This window comes from Alkalicoccobacillus gibsonii (assembly GCF_016798245.1).
Classification (GTDB): Bacteria; Bacillota; Bacilli; order Bacillales; family Bacillaceae_D; genus Alkalicoccobacillus; species Alkalicoccobacillus gibsonii.
This window is the reverse complement of sequence record NZ_JAEUZA010000008.1, coordinates 15,293-33,683: the sequence shown is the minus strand read 5'-3', so window position 1 is coordinate 33,683 and position 18,391 is coordinate 15,293. Positions and strand designations below refer to the sequence as shown.

Below are 18,391 nucleotides of genomic sequence, written 5' to 3'. Positions count from 1 at the left end.
CTGCATGATAAAGGATAAAGAATGAGTGATAGGAGTATGCGGTTCAGGCAATCGCTACCGGGAAGGGGGGCACGCTTTCCTAGGGAGGGCGATGAACTAGTCCTGGCTTTGCCAGTTCTATTTCATCCCTGCCCTTTGCTCCCTTAGGAGTCGGCCTCCCCTTCCCGTCCGCTTTGTAAGTGCGTTCGTATTTAATTTGGATTAGAAAATCATATCGTGCAAACCTATCGTTCTTATATAACCTCGTTTTATCAGATCCTACGTATTATAGTAGAGATTCGTTTAGATGTAAATTCGCGTTTCTTCTACTGTAATGATGGTCGAACTAGATTCTTTCCAAACGTATTTTAGAGAAAAGAAAAAGCACCCCTTAGAGGGATGCTTTTATTCTTTAGTGAAATTACTTCTGGATAGAAGCTACAACACCAGATCCAACTGTACGTCCACCTTCACGAATTGAGAAACGAGTTCCTTCTTCGATCGCGATTGGAGAGATAAGCTCAACAGTCATTTCTGTGTTATCACCAGGCATTACCATTTCAACACCTTCTGGAAGGTGTACAACACCCGTTACGTCAGTTGTACGGAAGTAGAACTGAGGACGGTAGTTTGTGAAGAATGGAGTGTGACGTCCACCCTCATCTTTAGAAAGTACATAAACTTCAGAAGTGAAGTTTGTGTGTGGAGTGATTGTACCTGGCTTAGCAAGTACTTGACCACGTTGGATATCATCACGAGATACACCACGTAGTAGTGCTCCAATGTTGTCACCAGCTTCAGCATAGTCAAGAAGCTTACGGAACATCTCAACACCAGTTACAGTTGTTTTCTTAGCTTCTTCAGCAATACCGATGATTTCTACTTCGTCACCAACGTTAAGTTGACCACGCTCTACACGACCAGTAGCAACAGTACCACGACCAGTGATAGAGAATACGTCCTCAACAGGCATCATGAATGGCTTATCAGTGTCACGTGGAGGAGTAGGAATGTACTCATCTACTGCGTTCATAAGCTCGATGATTTTTTCTTCGTAGTCTGCGTCACCTTGAAGGGCTTTAAGTGCAGAACCTTGGATAACTGGAACGTCATCACCAGGGAAGTCATACTCAGAAAGAAGATCACGTACTTCCATTTCTACAAGCTCAAGAAGCTCTTCGTCGTCTACCATGTCACATTTGTTTAAGAATACAACAAGTGCAGGTACACCTACGTTACGAGAAAGAAGGATGTGCTCACGAGTTTGTGGCATTGGACCGTCAGCAGCAGATACTACTAGGATTCCTCCGTCCATTTGTGCAGCACCAGTGATCATGTTTTTAACATAGTCAGCGTGTCCTGGGCAATCTACGTGTGCGTAGTGACGGCTGTCAGTTTCGTATTCAACGTGAGCTGTAGAAATTGTGATTCCACGCTCGCGCTCTTCTGGAGCTCCATCAATAGCGTCATACGCCATTGCTTGACCTTTACCAGAACGCTTAGCAAGTACAGTTGTAATTGCAGCAGTTAATGTCGTTTTACCATGGTCAACGTGTCCAATAGTACCAATATTGGCATGTGTTTTGGAACGATCGAATTTTTCTTTACCCATGATTCATTTCCTCCCTTTAATTGAACAATTCATTTATTTTTTAACAAGAAAGATGGTTCGCCCGGTAAGGGTTGTACATCATCCTTAGCTTACAACAAAAATCTTTCGGAAACAATCGCGAACGATTACTCTCCAGTTTGTTTCTTGATAATTTCAGCTGCGACACTCTTCGGTACTTCTTCATAATGATCAAAGAACATAGAGTACGTACCGCGTCCTTGTGTGCGTGAACGAAGAGATGTTGCATACCCGAACATTTCTGCAAGAGGTACAAACGCTTTAACGGTTTGTGCGTTACCGCGTGCTTCCATTCCTTCAACACGTCCACGACGAGCTGTAACATCACCCATAATGTCACCCATGTACTCTTCAGGTACAACAATCTCTACCTTCATAAGTGGCTCAAGAAGAACCGGGTTACACTTGGTTTTGGCATTTTTCAGAGCCATTGATGCAGCAATCTTAAAGGCCATTTCGTTGGAATCGACATCATGGTAAGAACCATCAAAAAGACGAGCTTTAATGTCGATTACAGGGAAGCCAGCAATCATACCGTTATCAAGTGCTTCTTCAATACCTGCTTGAACCGCTGGTACGTATTCACGAGGAACAACCCCACCAACAATTCCATTCTCAAATTCAAAGCCTGCGCCCTCTTCGTTAGGAGAGAACTCAACCCATACGTGACCGAACTGTCCACGTCCACCAGATTGACGAACGAACTTACCTTCAACCTGAGCAGATTGGCGAATCGTTTCACGATATGAAACTTGAGGTGCACCAACATTCGCTTCTACTTTGAATTCACGTTTCATACGGTCAACAATGATATCAAGGTGAAGCTCACCCATACCACCGATGATTGTTTGACCCGTTTCTTCGTCAGTGTGCGTTTTGAATGTTGGATCTTCTTCTGCAAGCTTAGCTAATGCCATACCCATCTTATCTTGGTCAGCTTTAGACTTAGGCTCAACAGAAAGGTGAATAACTGGTTCTGGGAAGTCCATTGATTCTAAAATAACAAGGTTCTTCTCATCACATAGTGTATCACCAGTAGTCGTATCTTTAAGACCTACAGCAGCAGCAATATCACCAGAGTAAACCGTAGAGATTTCCTCACGTGAGTTTGCGTGCATTTGTAGGATACGTCCTACACGCTCACGCTTGTCTTTTGTAGAGTTCTTAACATAAGAACCAGAATCAAGCGTACCAGAGTAAACACGGAAGAATGTTAGTTTACCAACATAAGGATCCGTCATTACTTTGAAAGCAAGTGCAGAGAACGGTTGATCATCGCCTGGCTCACGAGTAACTTCTTCTTCAGAATCAGGAATGTGACCAGTGATCGCGCGAACATCAAGTGGTGATGGTAGGTAAGCAAGAACAGCATCAAGCATAAGCTGAACACCTTTGTTCTTAAATGCCGAACCACAGATTACAGGATAGAATTCAACGTTACAAGTTCCTTTACGGATTGCAGCTTTAAGCTCGTCCTTAGTAATCTCTTCACCTTCAAGATACTTCATAGTTAATTCTTCATCAAGCTCAGCTACTGCTTCGATTAATGACTCATGAAGTTTCTCTGCTTGTTCTTTATACTCAGCAGGAATTTCAGTTGTTTCCCACTCCTTACCAAGGTCATCTTTGTAGATGTGAGCTTCCATTTCGATTAGGTCAATGATTCCAGTGAAATCATCTTCTGCACCGATTGGTAATTGAATTGGGTGAGCGTTTGCTTGCAAACGATCACGAAGCGTTCCAACAGAGTACATGAAATCTGCACCGGTTTTATCCATCTTATTGACGAATACTACACGAGGAACACCATAAGTAGTTGCTTGACGCCATACAGTTTCTGTTTGCGGTTCAACACCTGATTGTGCATCTAGTACCGCTACAGCCCCATCCAATACGCGAAGTGAACGTTCAACCTCAACTGTGAAGTCTACGTGTCCTGGTGTATCGATGATGTTAATACGATGGCCTTTCCATTGAGCTGTTGTCGCAGCAGACGTGATTGTAATACCACGCTCTTGCTCTTGCGCCATCCAGTCCATTTGAGAAGCACCTTCGTGAGTCTCACCGATTTTATGAACACGCCCTGTGTAAAACAGGATACGCTCAGTTGCAGTTGTTTTACCGGCATCAATATGAGCCATGATTCCGATATTACGCGTATCTTTTAAGGAGAACTCTCTTGCCATAGTGTATTTCTCCTTCCTCAACGGTTAGATGATGTACAAAAAGTCAGGTTAAATCGCTACGCTCTTTAATCCTGCTTTTTGAAACACCTTATTAGTAGTTTTAATCTTACCAGCGATAGTGAGCAAACGCTTTGTTTGCTTCAGCCATCTTGTGCGTGTCTTCGCGTTTCTTAACAGAAGCACCAGTGTTGTTAGCAGCATCAAGAATTTCATTCGCAAGACGCTCTTCCATGGTTTTCTCTCCGCGTAGACGTGCATAGTTTACCAACCAGCGTAATCCTAAAGTTGTACGACGCTCTGGTTTTACTTCAATCGGCACTTGATAGTTTGTACCACCAACACGGCGGGCTTTAACTTCAAGAACTGGCATGATGTTCTTAAGAGCTTGGTCGAAAACTTCCATAGGATCGTTACCGCTGCGCTCCTTCACTGTTTCAAACGCATTATAAAGAATGGTTTGAGCAATTCCTCTCTTTCCGTCAATCATAATACGGTTGATTAGACGAGTAACAAGTTTAGAATTGTAGATCGGATCTGGCAATACGTCACGACGTGGGACTGGACCTTTACGAGGCATAGTCTCCCCTCCTTTCAAATAATCAATAAGTTAAGATATTATTTCTTTTCTTTAGGCTTTTTCGTACCATACTTCGAGCGTCCTTGCATACGGTTTTGTACACCAGCTGTATCAAGTGCGCCACGAACGATGTGATAACGTACCCCTGGTAAGTCTTTCACACGTCCGCCACGAATAAGTACTACACTGTGCTCTTGTAGGTTGTGTCCGATACCAGGAATGTAAGCTGTAACTTCAATTCCATTCGTTAAACGAACACGCGCATACTTACGAAGCGCCGAGTTCGGCTTCTTCGGAGTCATAGTACCCACACGTGTGCAAACACCACGTTTTTGTGGTGAAGATACGTCTGTTTGGGACTTTTTGAAGCTGTTGAATCCTTTGTTAAGCGCTGGAGAATCTGACTTCTTCCCTTTTGCTTCACGGCCTTTACGGATTAACTGATTAATAGTAGGCATGATGATCCCCCTTCCCTCTAAAATAAGACCACTGATCCTGGTGGTTCATGTTTAGGCAAAAGTAATGTTTTTGCCAAACGGAAGTCACCGATCGGCAAAAACATTATATTACTTCCTTAACGCTACAGTGGCTGCGCCGACATCAATTCCACAAGCTTTTCCAAGCTTCTTCATTGAATCGACATATACAATCGGAATGCGCTTTGTCTGAGCAAGTTGCTCAGCCTGAGTGACAATGCGAGTGTCAGCATCACTGGCAATCACCAGTTCACTAACAAGATCATTGTCTAGCGCTTTAAGTGTCTGTTTTATACCAACAAATGGGTTTGAACCCTGTTCTACTTTTTCATAAGACATACGATATCCTCCAAAGCAACAGGTCTTCAGGCACACTTTGATATCTTAACACCCGTGTATATGCGTGTCAACCACCTATAGCATTTTTTTAGTCTTGTGAAATCATTTCCTCAAGCATTGCTTCTGCCTGCTCTTGCTGAGACTGCTGCGTATGCTCAGAATGAATGCTTAAGTTACGGTAACGTTGCATACCTGTTCCTGCTGGAATCAGCTTACCAATGATAACATTCTCTTTAAGACCAAGTAGCTCATCTCGCTTACCTTTGATTGCAGCATCCGTAAGAACACGAGTTGTTTCTTGGAATGATGCAGCAGATAAGAATGAATCGGTCTCAAGTGAAGCTTTGGTAATACCAAGTAGAACCGGACGGCCAGTTGCCGGGTTTTCACCATTAATTAGAACATTTCTGTTCTCATCGTTAAACTTCTGAATTTCAATTAGAGCACCTGGAAGGACTTTTGTATCACCAGAGTCTGTCACACGGATCTTACGAAGCATCTGGCGAACCATTACTTCAACGTGTTTGTCTCCGATTTCTACCCCTTGCATACGGTATACCTTCTGAACTTCTTTAAGAAGATACTCCTGTACTCCGTTCATACCTTTGACCTTCAGAAGCTCCTTAGGATCTACAGAACCTTCAGTGATGCTTTCACCAGCTACTACATGATCTCCTACAGATACTCTGATACGAGCTCCATAAGGGATTGCATATGCTTTTGTTTCAAGCTCACTCTTCACTGTAATCTCACGCTTATCTCCATCTTTAAAGTCGATGATTTCACCATCTACTTCAGAGATAACCGCTTGACCTTTCGGATTACGTGCTTCAAATAGCTCCTGGATACGTGGAAGACCTTGGGTAATATCGTCTCCTGCTACCCCACCTGTGTGGAATGTACGCATTGTAAGCTGTGTTCCTGGCTCACCGATTGATTGGGCAGCGATGATACCAACTGCTTCTCCCACTTCAACGTCGCTTCCTGTTGCCAGGTTACGGCCGTAACACTTCTTACACACACCATGGCGCGTGTTACACGTAAATACGGAACGGATCGTTACAGCTTCAACACCAGCATCTAAGATAGCTTTCGCTGTATCTTCACCGATTAGCTCGTTTTTACCGATAAGAACTTCATTTGATTCTGGATGACGAACCGTTTTGAATGCCACACGACCAACTAGACGATCATATAGACCTTCAATGACTTCGTTTCCTTCTTTAATTGCCGCAACTTCTAGACCGCGATCTGTACCACAATCATCTTCACGAACAATAACATCCTGCGCTACGTCAACTAGACGACGAGTAAGGTAACCTGAGTCAGCTGTTTTAAGGGCTGTATCCGCAAGACCTTTACGCGCTCCGTGTGTAGAGATGAAGTACTCAAGTACCGTAAGACCTTCACGGAAACTTGATTTGATTGGAAGCTCAATGATACGTCCAGATGGATTCGCCATTAGTCCACGCATACCCGCAAGCTGCGTAAAGTTAGAGGCGTTACCACGCGCTCCTGAGTCACTCATCATGAAGATTGGGTTGCTTCGATCAAGTGTACCCATTAGTTTGTTCTGGATTACATCCTTCGCTTCACTCCAGATGGAGATAACACGATCATAACGCTCTTCCTCTGTGATTAAACCACGACGGAATTGCTTAAGAATGCGTTCAACCTTTTCTTCTGCCTCAGCTAGGATGACTTTCTTCTCAGCAAGTACAACGATATCCGCTACCCCTACTGTGATACCCGCTTTAGTAGAATACTTAAATCCAAGATCCTTCATGCGGTCAAGCATTTTAGACGTTTCTGTAATCTTGAATTTCTTGAATACCTCAGCAATGATGTTTCCAAGGAACCCTTTCTTAAACGGAAGAATAACTTCACGCTCAGCAAGTTCTTTTTTCACATCAGTTGTGCTTGGTACGATATATTTAGCTGGTGTTGCTACGGCTAGGTTGTAATCTGTCGGCTCATTCATATACGGGAATGACTCCGGAAGAATTTCGTTAAAGATTAGCTTACCTACTGTAGTTAACATCAGCATGCTTTGTTGCTCTTCTGTGAAGTTTGACTTCCCTAGAGAAGAAACTGGCACAGCTACACGTGTATGAAGATGAACGTATCCATTCTGATAAGCAGTGATGGCTTCGTTCGTATCTTTAAATGTAGAGCCTTGACCTTTTGCGTCCGCGCGCTCAAGAGTTAGATAGTAGTTACCTAGTACCATATCCTGTGACGGCGTAACAACTGGCTTACCATCTTTCGGGTTCAAGATGTTTTGAGCCGCAAGCATAAGTAGACGTGCTTCTGCTTGTGCTTCTGCAGATAAAGGAACGTGAACAGCCATTTGGTCACCATCAAAGTCAGCGTTATATGCTGTACATACAAGTGGGTGAAGCTTAATTGCACGACCTTCTACTAGAATCGGTTCAAACGCTTGAATTCCAAGGCGGTGAAGTGTTGGTGCACGGTTAAGTAGGACTGGATGCTCACGAATTACTTCTTCAAGCACATCCCATACTTCCGGCTGAACACGTTCTACCTTACGTTTTGCACTCTTAATGTTATGTGCAAGACCTTTACTAACAAGCTCTTTCATAACAAACGGCTTAAATAGCTCAAGTGCCATTTCCTTAGGAAGTCCACACTGATACATTTTCAAGTGAGGTCCTACTACGATAACCGAACGACCAGAGTAGTCAACACGTTTACCTAGTAAGTTCTGACGGAAACGACCTTGCTTCCCTTTAAGCATGTGAGAAAGTGATTTTAACGGACGGTTACCAGGACCCGTAACAGGTCTTCCGCGACGGCCGTTATCGATCAACGCATCAACAGCTTCCTGAAGCATACGTTTTTCGTTTTGAACGATGATGTTTGGTGCTCCAAGGTCAAGTAGACGCTTCAAGCGGTTATTACGGTTAATTACACGACGGTATAAGTCATTTAAGTCAGATGTAGCAAAACGGCCACCATCTAGCTGTACCATTGGACGAAGCTCTGGTGGAATAACCGGTAGCACGTCAAGAACCATCCAAGAAGGCTCGTTACCTGAGTGACGGAACGCTTCAAGAACCTCTAAACGCTTGATCGCACGTGTACGACGCTGACCTTGTGCTGTTAATAGCTCTTCTTTAAGAAGGTCTACTTCTTTTTGAAGGTCAATATCAGCTAGTAGCTTACGAATCGCTTCTGCTCCCATTTGTGCAGTGAAACCACGACCGTATTTATCGTAATACGCTCTATATTCTTTCTCAGAAAGAAGCTGTTTCTTTTCAAGAGGCGTATCACCTGGATCTGTAACCACATAAGATGCGAAGTAAATGACTTCTTCTAACGAACGTGGAGACATATCAAGAACAAGTCCCATACGACTCGGAATTCCTTTAAAGTACCAAATGTGTGAAACAGGTGCAGCAAGCTCAATGTGACCCATACGCTCACGACGTACCTTAGCACGTGTTACTTCAACGCCACAACGGTCACAGACAACGCCTTTATAGCGAACACGCTTATACTTCCCACAATGACATTCCCAGTCTTTTGTTGGACCAAAAATACGCTCACAGAACAAACCATCTTTCTCTGGTTTTAATGTACGGTAGTTAATGGTTTCCGGCTTCTTCACTTCACCTCTAGACCAAGAACGGATCTTGTTTGGTGATGCAAGGCCTATTTTCATATACTCGAAGTTATTTACATCTAGCAAGGGGTCAACCTCCCTTTTGATTTCCGTATCTGTACGAATGTCTATCTATTAATCCTGACAATGCAGAAAATGAAAGCAACAGGGAGAGTGGTTACCCGTCCCCCGGTTGCTTCTTATATTCGTTACGCCTTAGCGCTTGGCTCGAAGTTCAAATTCAACTTATCGTTCCCTTGTTCTTCTTCATCATCAAGCTCTCTCATTTCGATTTCTTCTTCGTTACTTGAGAGCATTTTTACATCCATACCAAGTGACTGAAGCTCTTTGATAAGAACTTTAAAGGATTCAGGAACACCTGGTTCAGGTACGTTCTCACCTTTTACAATCGCTTCGTATGTTTTCACACGACCAACTACGTCATCTGATTTCACAGTCAGGATTTCCTGAAGTGTATAAGCAGCACCATATGCCTCAAGTGCCCAAACCTCCATCTCACCAAAACGCTGTCCACCAAATTGTGCTTTACCACCTAGTGGTTGCTGTGTAACAAGTGAGTAAGGTCCAGTTGAACGAGCATGTAGCTTATCATCAACCATGTGAGCAAGTTTGATCATGTACATAATCCCTACAGAGATACGGTTATCAAATGGTTCCCCAGTACGGCCGTCATAAAGGACAGTCTTACCATCACGAGCCATTCCCGCTTCTTCAAGAGTACCCCATACATCTTCCTCACGCGCTCCATCGAATACAGGAGAGGCAACGTGAATACCAAGCTTACGAGCAGCCATACCAAGATGCAGCTCAAGCACTTGTCCGATGTTCATTCGAGATGGTACCCCTAGTGGGTTTAACATGATGTCGATTGGCGTGCCATCAGGAAGGTAAGGCATATCTTCCTCAGGAAGGATACGCGAGATAACCCCTTTGTTACCGTGACGACCGGCCATTTTATCCCCTTCATGAATCTTACGTTTTTGTACAATGTACACACGTACAAGCTGATTCACACCAGGTGGTAATTCGTCTCCATCTTCACGATTGAAGATCTTAACGTCAAGAACAATTCCGTCTCCTCCATGAGGTGCGCGTAATGAAGTATCACGAACTTCACGTGCCTTCTCACCGAAGATCGCATGTAATAGACGTTCTTCAGCAGTCAGTTCTGTTACTCCCTTAGGTGTAACTTTACCAACTAAGATGTCTCCGTCTTTTACTTCTGCACCAGTGCGAATGATTCCACGCTCATCCAGGTTACGTAGTGCATCTTCCCCTACGTTCGGAATGTCACGCGTAATCTCTTCTGGTCCAAGCTTTGTATCACGAGCATCTGATTCATATTCTTCAATATGAATAGATGTATACACATCATCTTTTACAAGACGTTCACTTAGGATAATCGCATCCTCATAGTTGTAACCTTCCCAAGTCATGAACCCAACCATTACGTTACGTCCAAGCGCCATCTCACCTTTTTCCATAGATGGACCATCGGCTAAGATTTCACGCTTATCAACGATATCACCCTCAGAAACGATTGGGCGTTGGTTGTAGCTTGTTCCTTGGTTTGAACGGATAAACTTTTGAAGACGGTATTTATCAAGGTCGCCTTTTACATCTTGGCCGTCTACTTCTTCAATACGACGAACCCAGATTTCTTTTGCAGTTACGCGCTCAACTTCACCGCGATATTTAGAAACCACTGCAGCTCCAGAGTCTCTTGCAGACACATGCTCCATTCCTGTACCAACGATTGGTGACTCAGGTACAAGTAAAGGCACTGCCTGACGTTGCATGTTCGCTCCCATTAGGGCACGGTTGGAGTCATCGTTCTCTAAGAAAGGAATACAAGATGTCGCAGCAGAAACAACCTGCTTCGGAGATACATCCATGTAATCTAACTGTTCACGAGGAACAGCCGTATTTTCTCCTTTGAAACGAGCAATAATATTATCATCTACAAATGAGCCATCTTCAGTAAGCTTCGCATTCGCCTGTGCGACAACGTAGTTATCCTCTTCATCCGCAGTTAAGTAATCGATCTGCGCCGTTACTTTTCCTGTTTCAGGATCCACTCGACGATACGGAGTTTCCATGAAGCCAAATTCATTAACCTTCGCATACGAAGATAATGAGTTAATTAGACCGATGTTTGGTCCCTCTGGCGTTTCAATCGGACACATACGACCGTAGTGAGAGTAGTGAACGTCACGAACTTCAAATCCAGCTCGCTCCCTCGTTAAACCACCTGGTCCTAGTGCTGATAGACGACGTTTATGTGTAAGCTCAGCTAATGGGTTCGTTTGGTCCATGAACTGAGATAACTGTGAACTACCAAAGAACTCTTTAATAGACGCAATCACTGGACGAATATTGATTAGTGCCTGAGGCGTAATCATATTCGGATCTTGGATTGACATTCTCTCACGTACCACACGCTCCATACGGGACAAACCAATACGGAATTGGTTTTGTAGTAACTCCCCTACTGAACGTAAGCGACGGTTACCAAGGTGATCGATATCATCTGTATCGCCAACACCGTGTAATAAGTTAAAGAAGTAGCTGATTGCAGAAATGATATCTGATGGTGCGATATGTTTTACATCGCGCTCAACCATACCGTTTCCGATTACATCAATGACTTGCTCTCCTTCACGATCGCTTGGTGCATAAATTTTCACAGATTGAATTGTAATTTCCTCATCTTCAATCACTCCGCCAGCTACATAGACTTTCTTGAATCCAACGTTGTTCTCGATGTAAGGAATAATGCGGTCAAGCGTACGACGGTCAAGAACCGTACCTTCTTCTGCTAGAATTTCACCTGTTTCAGGGTCTACTAGCGTCTCAGCAAGGCGTTGGTTAAAGAGACGATTTTTTATATGAAGCTTCTTGTTCATCTTGTAGCGTCCAACATTCGCTAGGTCATAGCGCTTCGGATCAAAGAAACGAGAATCAAGTAGACTCTTCGCATTTTCTACCGTCGGCGGCTCACCTGGGCGTAGGCGCTCATAGATTTCAAGCAATGCTTTTTCAGTACTATCTGTGTTATCTTTTTCAAGAGAGTTACGAAGATACTCGTTTTCTCCGAGTAAATCGATCATTTCTTGATCAGAACCAAAACCAAGTGCACGCAAAAGAACCGTCACTGGTATTTTTCTTGTGCGGTCTATCCGAACGTAAACAATATCCTTCGCGTCCGTTTCAAGCTCAAGCCACGCTCCACGGTTAGGAATGACAGTGGCAGTAAACCCTTTTTTTCCGTTTTTGTCGGTTTTTTGACTGTAATATACGCTTGGGGAACGAACCAGTTGCGAAACAATGACTCGCTCTGCTCCATTAATGACAAACGTACCTGTATCTGTCATAAGAGGGAAGTCACCCATGAATACTTCCTGCTCTTTGACTTCACCTGTTTCTTTGTTAATCAAACGAACCTTCACCCGTAGTGGAGCCGCAAACGTTACATCACGTTCCTTAGACTCTTCTACTGGATACTTAGGTTCTCCCAGGCTGTAATCGATAAATTCCAAAACCAAATTCCCTGTGAAATCTTGGATCGGTGAAATGTCCTGGAACATCTCACGTAAACCTACATCAAGAAACCATTGGTAGGAAGCTGTTTGAATCTCAATCAAGTTAGGAAGTTCCAATACCTCATTGATTCTCGCGTAGCTTCTACGCTGGCGGTGACGTCCATACTGAATTAGTTGTCCTGCCAACTGATTCACCCCTTAAATCTCGCGTTATAGTATCTAAAAAGGCTATTCAATCTCTGATAACAGAGAATTAAATGACCATTGTTCAAAAAAACTGACCTCACTTTACAACCCTACTACATTCAGAACAAACTGATTATAGCAGTATAACCAAATTTATCTAGCTGTATTCCTTGTAAAATCGTTCTTTTACATGCTTCAGCTAGAAAAATAGGCAATTGTACGCATTAAATGATAATACCACAAGGTAGTTTGCGAGTCAATTTTTTCTTGCACGGATAATAAAATATCCCTTGTTTTTTTCAACCGTTTCTACTTCGCCAAATAATTGACCTAATTTTTCTAATGTAGAGGGAGCACCTTGCTTCTTTTGAATCACAACCCAAAGCTCTCCCCCACTCTTTAAATGCGCGTGCGCTTGTTCATAGATTGAGAATACTGTTGCTTTTCCTGCACGAATAGGTGGATTGGTTAGAATCGCAGCGTATTCCTCATGCGGAACCTTATCAAACCCATCACTCTCAAAAACCAGAACATTCTCCACTCGATTTTGACGCGCGTTCATTCGCGCTAACGTACACGCTCGTTCATTCACATCGAGTAGGTGTACCGTCCGCTCGGGATCAGCTTTTGCTAGAGTCAATCCAATTGGCCCATACCCACAGCCAACATCAAGTAGATCCCCCTCTACTTCAGGGAATTGAAAATGCTCAATTAGCGTCCTACTTCCAAAATCTACTTCATGTTTTGAAAAAACGCCTCTGTCTGATGTTAATCGCAAGCTAAATCCACGCAGTTCGGTTGACCACGTTTTTTGTTCACTCGGTGTACTCGGTTTATTGGAATAATAGTGTTCAGACATCGGAATCCTCCATTCTTTTACCTATGGACAAAAAAAGACTCGCTATGGCGCGAGCCTTTTCTTATTCAACTAATTACTTAACTTCAACAGAAGCTCCTGCTTCTTCAAGCTTAGCTTTAACTTCGTTAGCTTCGTCTTGAGAAACGCCTTCTTTAATTGGAGCTGGAGCACCATCAACTAGTGCTTTCGCTTCTTTAAGACCAAGACCAGTTACTTCACGAACTGCTTTGATTACGTTGATTTTAGAACCACCAGCTGATTCTAGAACTACGTCAAATTCAGTTTGCTCAGCAGCAGCTTCGCCACCAGCAGCACCAGCAGCAGCTACAGGAGCAGCAGCAGTAACACCGAATTCTTCTTCAATAGCTTTTACTAGATCGTTAAGTTCTAGTACTGTCATTTCTTTGATTGCACCAATGATTTCTTCATGTGTTTTAGTCATTTGTAAATCCTCCTTGTTTTATAGGCTTTCACCTTTGTGGGTTTTGTTACGAGTTAGCAGGCTACTCTATTAAGCGCCTTGCTCTTCCTTTTGCTCTGCAACTGCTTTTGTAGCAAGTGCAAAGTTACGAACTGGTGCTTGAAGCACACTAAGAAGCATAGAAAGAAGACCATCACGAGATGGAAGTTCAGCTAGCGCTTTGATTTGCTCAAGAGACGCTACTTGACCTTCAATCACACCAGCTTTGATTTCTAACGCTTCATGCTTTTTAGCAAAATCGTTAAGAATCTTAGCAGGAGCAACAACATCTTCTTTACTGAATGCAATCGCAGTAGGACCTACAAGCTGCTCATCAAGAGCAGTAAGTTCAGTCTCAGCAGTCGCACGACGTGTCATTGAGTTTTTGTAAACTTTGAACTCAACACCAGCATCACGTAGTTGTTTACGAAGATCTGTTACTTCAGCAACTGAAAGACCACGGTAATCAACAACAACTGTTGATTGGCTCTCGCTAAGCTTAGTAGCGATCTCAGAAACAACCTGTTTCTTAGCATCGATAATTTTACTCATACATACACCTCCTGTTAGTCTGTTACGTTTACACCGCGCATAAGCATATAAAAAGCCCTCATGCAGACATGAGGGCGTATGGATTCCATTAAGAAATCTATCGCTCACCTCGGCAGGATATTAAGCTATATGCCCCTGCTGTCTACGGTATAATCATATAATAAATGTGCAACCACTGTGCACTTGAAGAAGTATACACAATGGCTGCACCATTTGTCAACGTTTATTTAGAAAGAGAAGAAACGTTCACGCGAATTCCAGGACCCATCGTAGATGCAATTGATACATTACGCATGTAAGTACCTTTAGCAGCACTTGGCTTAGCTTTAAGCAACGTGTCGATGATTGTCTTGAAGTTCTCAACTAGTTTGTCATCTTCAAATGACACTTTACCGATTGGAACGTGTACGTTACCGGATTTTTCAACACGGTATTCTACTTTACCAGCTTTGATTTCATTAACAGCTTTTGTTACATCAAATGTAACAGTTCCTGTTTTAGGGTTTGGCATAAGGCCTTTTGGTCCTAGTACACGACCAAGCTTACCAACTTGAGCCATCATGTCAGGAGTTGCAACGATTACGTCAAACTCAAACCAACCTTGGTTGATTTTGTTGATGAAATCTTCTTCTCCAACATAGTCAGCTCCAGCAGCTTCTGCTTCTTTCGCCTTTTCACCTTTAGCAAATACAAGAACACGTTGTGTTTTACCTGTACCATTCGGAAGCACTACTGCTCCACGGATTTGCTGATCCGCTTTTTTCGGGTCTACGCCCAAACGTACAGCTACTTCAACAGACTCGTCAAATTTAGCTGTCGCTGTTTTCTTAACAAGTTCAATTGCCTCTACTGGAGAATACGAAGTATCCTTATCAACCAGCTTTAGGGCTTCTTGATACTTTTTACCTTTTTTAGCCATGATTCTTTTCCTCCTCGATTGTGGTTTTAACGGATAGTCCTCCCACTACAGAAGGTTGCGCCCTGTTTCACAGGTATGAGGAAGAATCCTCAAGTCGCAACCTCCAGTAAACGGAACAATAAGTCTTAGTCTTCGATCGTAATTCCCATGCTGCGAGCTGTTCCTTCAACCATACGCATTGCAGACTCAACGTTTGCAGCGTTAAGATCTGGCATTTTAGTTTCAGCAATCTCGCGCACTTTATCACGCTTAACAGTTGCAACCTTATTACGGTTTGGCTCTCCAGAACCAGACTCGATTCCAGCTGCTTTCTTAAGCAATACCGCTGCAGGCGGAGTTTTTGTGATGAACGTAAACGAACGATCCTCAAAAACTGTAATCTCAACAGGAATAATTAGACCTGCTTGATCAGAAGTACGAGCGTTAAATTCTTTACAGAAACCCATAATATTCACACCTGCTTGACCCAATGCAGGACCAACCGGTGGAGCTGGATTCGCTTTCCCAGCAGGGATTTGCAATTTAACCATTTTAATTACCTTTTTAGCCACGTGACACACCTCCTTAAGTCCGTGATGTGGTTATCCGGATGATTTTCATCCTCCCACTCAAAAAACGGATGCATTCATGCACCCGATGGCTCATGTTATCAAACCATATCAAACATGAAAATTCTATCACCTTCAAAGGGAGATATCAAGTCATTTATTAAATCTTTTCTACTTGATTAAAATCAAGCTCAACAGGCGTCTCGCGTCCAAACATGTTCACATGAACCTTTACCTTTTGTTTTTCCACTTGAATTTCTTCAATTGTTCCAACAAAATTCGCAAATGGACCTTCTTTTACCTTCACAGATTCTTTAATATCAAAATCAATATCTGCTTTCGGTTGTTCCACACCCATTTGTTTAAGAATGCTTTCTACTTCATCCGGTAAAAGAGCTGTCGGCTTAGAACCTGCTCCAGATGATCCAACGAATCCAGTTACCCCTGGTGTATTACGGACCACATACCAAGAGTCATCTGTCATAATGATTTCAACTAGAACGTAACCTGGAAATACTTTACGAGAAACGGTTTTTGTTTTGCCGTTCTTTACTTCTGTTTCTTCTTCAACAGGAACAAGTACTCGAAAGATTTTATCTGTCATATCCATAGATTCCACACGCTTTTCAAGGTTCGCTTTCACCTTGTTTTCATAGCCTGAATACGTGTGTACCACATACCAATTTTTCTCCATTGTAGCTAGGACCAGTTTGTCCTATTCGCCTCCTTTCTAGTACTCATACAAATCATCTACCATCTTACAACTGTGTATTCCTAGAGAAGACGAACTAACTCTGAAATCCCCAAATCAACCACTGCGAAAAAGATCGTCATGATCGCTACCGTCGCAAGAACAACTAACGTGTAACGTGTCAGTTCTTTACGCGTCGGCCACGTGACACGTCTCATTTCTTGAGCTACACTTTGAAAGAAATTAACTACTTTACCGGCCATGGGAACACCTCCAGCACCAATTCATTATGGTCATGATCTTGTCTATCTAAACAACCGCTCATCAATACAAGATTCTCTGTACAAACAAAAAAAGAACCGCTGCATTCATTCAAATGCGGTTAACTTAAAATAGTATAAAAAAGAACCCTTGTTAGATAAGAGTTCAACTAGCATTACACATGCTCTTTGATACTAGCATGTCAAGTATTTTGTGTCAATCTTTGGTTGGTAGAATAATGAGAAAACGGTACAGGTTAAGCCTTGTACCGTCTACGTTTCTAAAGCGTAACTCCCTTAAGCTCTACATACCGTTCAAGCTTTCGTTTTACACGCTGCAATGCATTATCGATTGATTTTACGTGACGGTTGAGATCCACTGAAATTTCTTGATAGGTACGCCCATCGAGATAGAGAAGCAGAACCTGCTGCTCCAGCTCACTCAGAATTTCGCCCATCTTCAGTTCAATACTCTCAAACTCTTCTTGATTAATTAATAGTTCTTCTGGATCCGTTACCCGATTTCCGCATATAACATCAAGTAATGTACGGTCCGATTCTTCGTCATAAAGTGGTTTATCTAGTGATACATACGAATTAAGGGGGATGTGTTTCTGCCTAGTAGCTGTTTTAATTGCTGTAATGATCTGTCGTGTAATACACAGTTCAGCAAATGCTTTAAACGAGGAAAGCTTGTCCCCTCTAAAGTCACGAACAGCCTTGTAAAGACCAATCATTCCCTCTTGAACAATATCTTCATGATCAGCGCCAATCAAAAAATAAGAACGTGACTTCGCACGCACAAAATTCTTATATTTGTTAATTAGATATTCAAGTGCCAGAGTGTTTCCGAGTCTTACTTGATCTACAAGAAAGCTATCGTCAGCCTGTTCAAATCCGTTACCAGGCTTTGTAAAAGTTGGTTCCAGCTGAAGCTCTGCAGTCACAACAATACCCCCTCGGCCTAGGCCACTGACTTAATGTTTAAACGTATTATATAGCACACTTTTCCAGAAGGTCAACCACTCATCTCTCGCCACGACGCCATTTTTCAAAAATTTCGGTCAGCTCGTCACTAAGGTATGCATGTGTCGGTTTTTGTTGTTTTTTCGTCGTTTCGACCATTTTTTTAATTCCTTTTGTTGCCATTTCTGTCTCGATTAAAAGCTCCCTTGCTGACTTTCGCAAGGCACCACTTCCAAAGATAACAGACTGCTCTGCAAAATCAGAGGTAGCTACATGGATAGTTGTATCTACACGCTTAAGCTCCCTGACTAAACGTTCAATTCTTTCATCTGCCGTCTCAAGCTTACGCGTATAGATTACTTCCACCTTATGGTTTTGATAGGTTTTCCCTACCCCCGTCACCATATGAGCATCAAAAATAACAGTCACCTCTGCACCAGAATAGGCTTGGTACTCCGCCATGCTACTAATTAATAGATCTCTTGCTAGCTCTAGATCCTGATCCTTTAATTCCCGAAGCTTTGGCCAGGCACCGATGATATTATAGCCATCAACCAGCAGAATGGTTCTCATTA

At 42.9% G+C, this 18,391-nt stretch carries 16 protein-coding genes and 1 other annotated feature; all 16 genes read right to left on the bottom strand.

All coding sequences use genetic code 11. The features are described 5' to 3' along the window. Positions 1 to 400 precede the first annotated feature (400 nt). Positions 401 to 1,591 carry an elongation factor Tu gene (gene tuf, locus JNO66_RS19530; protein WP_203090884.1) on the bottom strand — a complete coding sequence of 397 codons (1,191 nt, stop codon included), beginning with the start codon at positions 1,589 to 1,591 and terminating at the stop codon, positions 401 to 403. Positions 1,592 to 1,716: 125 nt separating this feature from the next. Next, complete coding sequence (fusA, locus tag JNO66_RS19525) at positions 1,717 to 3,795, bottom strand: elongation factor G (RefSeq protein ID WP_203090883.1); 2,079 nt, start codon at positions 3,793 to 3,795, stop codon at positions 1,717 to 1,719. Positions 3,796 to 3,901: 106 nt separating this feature from the next. Next, complete coding sequence (gene rpsG, locus JNO66_RS19520; protein ID WP_203090882.1) at positions 3,902 to 4,372, bottom strand: 30S ribosomal protein S7; 471 nt, start codon at positions 4,370 to 4,372, stop codon at positions 3,902 to 3,904. A 38-nt stretch (positions 4,373 to 4,410) separates the two neighbouring features. Further along, on the bottom strand, positions 4,411 to 4,830 hold the full coding sequence (rpsL, locus tag JNO66_RS19515; RefSeq protein WP_203090881.1) for a 30S ribosomal protein S12: 420 nt from the start codon (positions 4,828 to 4,830) through the stop codon (positions 4,411 to 4,413). A 108-nt stretch (positions 4,831 to 4,938) separates the two neighbouring features. Then, positions 4,939 to 5,187, bottom strand: a complete 249-nt coding sequence (locus JNO66_RS19510) for a 50S ribosomal protein L7ae-like protein (RefSeq protein WP_203090880.1) — start codon at positions 5,185 to 5,187, stop codon at positions 4,939 to 4,941. An 88-nt stretch (positions 5,188 to 5,275) separates the two neighbouring features. Continuing rightward, positions 5,276 to 8,899, bottom strand: coding sequence for a DNA-directed RNA polymerase subunit beta' (gene rpoC, locus JNO66_RS19505; RefSeq protein WP_203090879.1), 3,624 nt, complete (start codon positions 8,897 to 8,899; stop codon positions 5,276 to 5,278). 122 nt (positions 8,900 to 9,021) lie between these two features. Continuing rightward, positions 9,022 to 12,561 (bottom strand): DNA-directed RNA polymerase subunit beta, encoded by a 3,540-nt coding sequence (rpoB, locus tag JNO66_RS19500; protein WP_203090878.1) that lies wholly within the window; start codon positions 12,559 to 12,561, stop codon positions 9,022 to 9,024. 256 nt (positions 12,562 to 12,817) lie between these two features. Continuing rightward, positions 12,818 to 13,420: a class I SAM-dependent methyltransferase gene (locus JNO66_RS19495; protein WP_203090877.1), complete on the bottom strand. Its 603-nt coding sequence runs from the start codon at positions 13,418 to 13,420 to the stop codon at positions 12,818 to 12,820. 73 nt (positions 13,421 to 13,493) lie between these two features. Next, positions 13,494 to 13,862: a 50S ribosomal protein L7/L12 gene (gene rplL / locus JNO66_RS19490; RefSeq protein ID WP_203090876.1), complete on the bottom strand. Its 369-nt coding sequence runs from the start codon at positions 13,860 to 13,862 to the stop codon at positions 13,494 to 13,496. A gap of 69 nt (positions 13,863 to 13,931) precedes the next feature. Next, a complete protein-coding gene (gene rplJ, locus JNO66_RS19485; RefSeq protein WP_203090875.1) occupies positions 13,932 to 14,432 on the bottom strand; it encodes a 50S ribosomal protein L10 in 501 nt (166 codons plus the stop codon). A 39-nt stretch (positions 14,433 to 14,471) separates the two neighbouring features. Then, positions 14,472 to 14,598: a sequence feature (ribosomal protein L10 leader region), on the bottom strand. A 57-nt stretch (positions 14,599 to 14,655) separates the two neighbouring features. Further along, positions 14,656 to 15,351, bottom strand: coding sequence for a 50S ribosomal protein L1 (gene rplA / locus JNO66_RS19480; RefSeq protein WP_203090874.1), 696 nt, complete (start codon positions 15,349 to 15,351; stop codon positions 14,656 to 14,658). A 125-nt stretch (positions 15,352 to 15,476) separates the two neighbouring features. Next, on the bottom strand, positions 15,477 to 15,902 hold the full coding sequence (gene rplK, locus JNO66_RS19475) for a 50S ribosomal protein L11 (RefSeq protein WP_203090873.1): 426 nt from the start codon (positions 15,900 to 15,902) through the stop codon (positions 15,477 to 15,479). Positions 15,903 to 16,059: 157 nt separating this feature from the next. After that, positions 16,060 to 16,593, bottom strand: coding sequence for a transcription termination/antitermination protein NusG (gene nusG / locus JNO66_RS19470; protein ID WP_203090872.1), 534 nt, complete (start codon positions 16,591 to 16,593; stop codon positions 16,060 to 16,062). A gap of 80 nt (positions 16,594 to 16,673) precedes the next feature. Then, positions 16,674 to 16,853 (bottom strand): preprotein translocase subunit SecE, encoded by a 180-nt coding sequence (gene secE / locus JNO66_RS19465; RefSeq protein WP_203090871.1) that lies wholly within the window; start codon positions 16,851 to 16,853, stop codon positions 16,674 to 16,676. 278 nt (positions 16,854 to 17,131) lie between these two features. Continuing rightward, on the bottom strand, positions 17,132 to 17,779 hold the full coding sequence (sigH, locus tag JNO66_RS19460; RefSeq protein WP_203090940.1) for an RNA polymerase sporulation sigma factor SigH: 648 nt from the start codon (positions 17,777 to 17,779) through the stop codon (positions 17,132 to 17,134). Positions 17,780 to 17,876: 97 nt separating this feature from the next. Continuing rightward, positions 17,877 to 18,389: an NYN domain-containing protein gene (locus tag JNO66_RS19455; RefSeq protein ID WP_203090870.1), complete on the bottom strand. Its 513-nt coding sequence runs from the start codon at positions 18,387 to 18,389 to the stop codon at positions 17,877 to 17,879. Positions 18,390 to 18,391 lie beyond the last annotated feature (2 nt).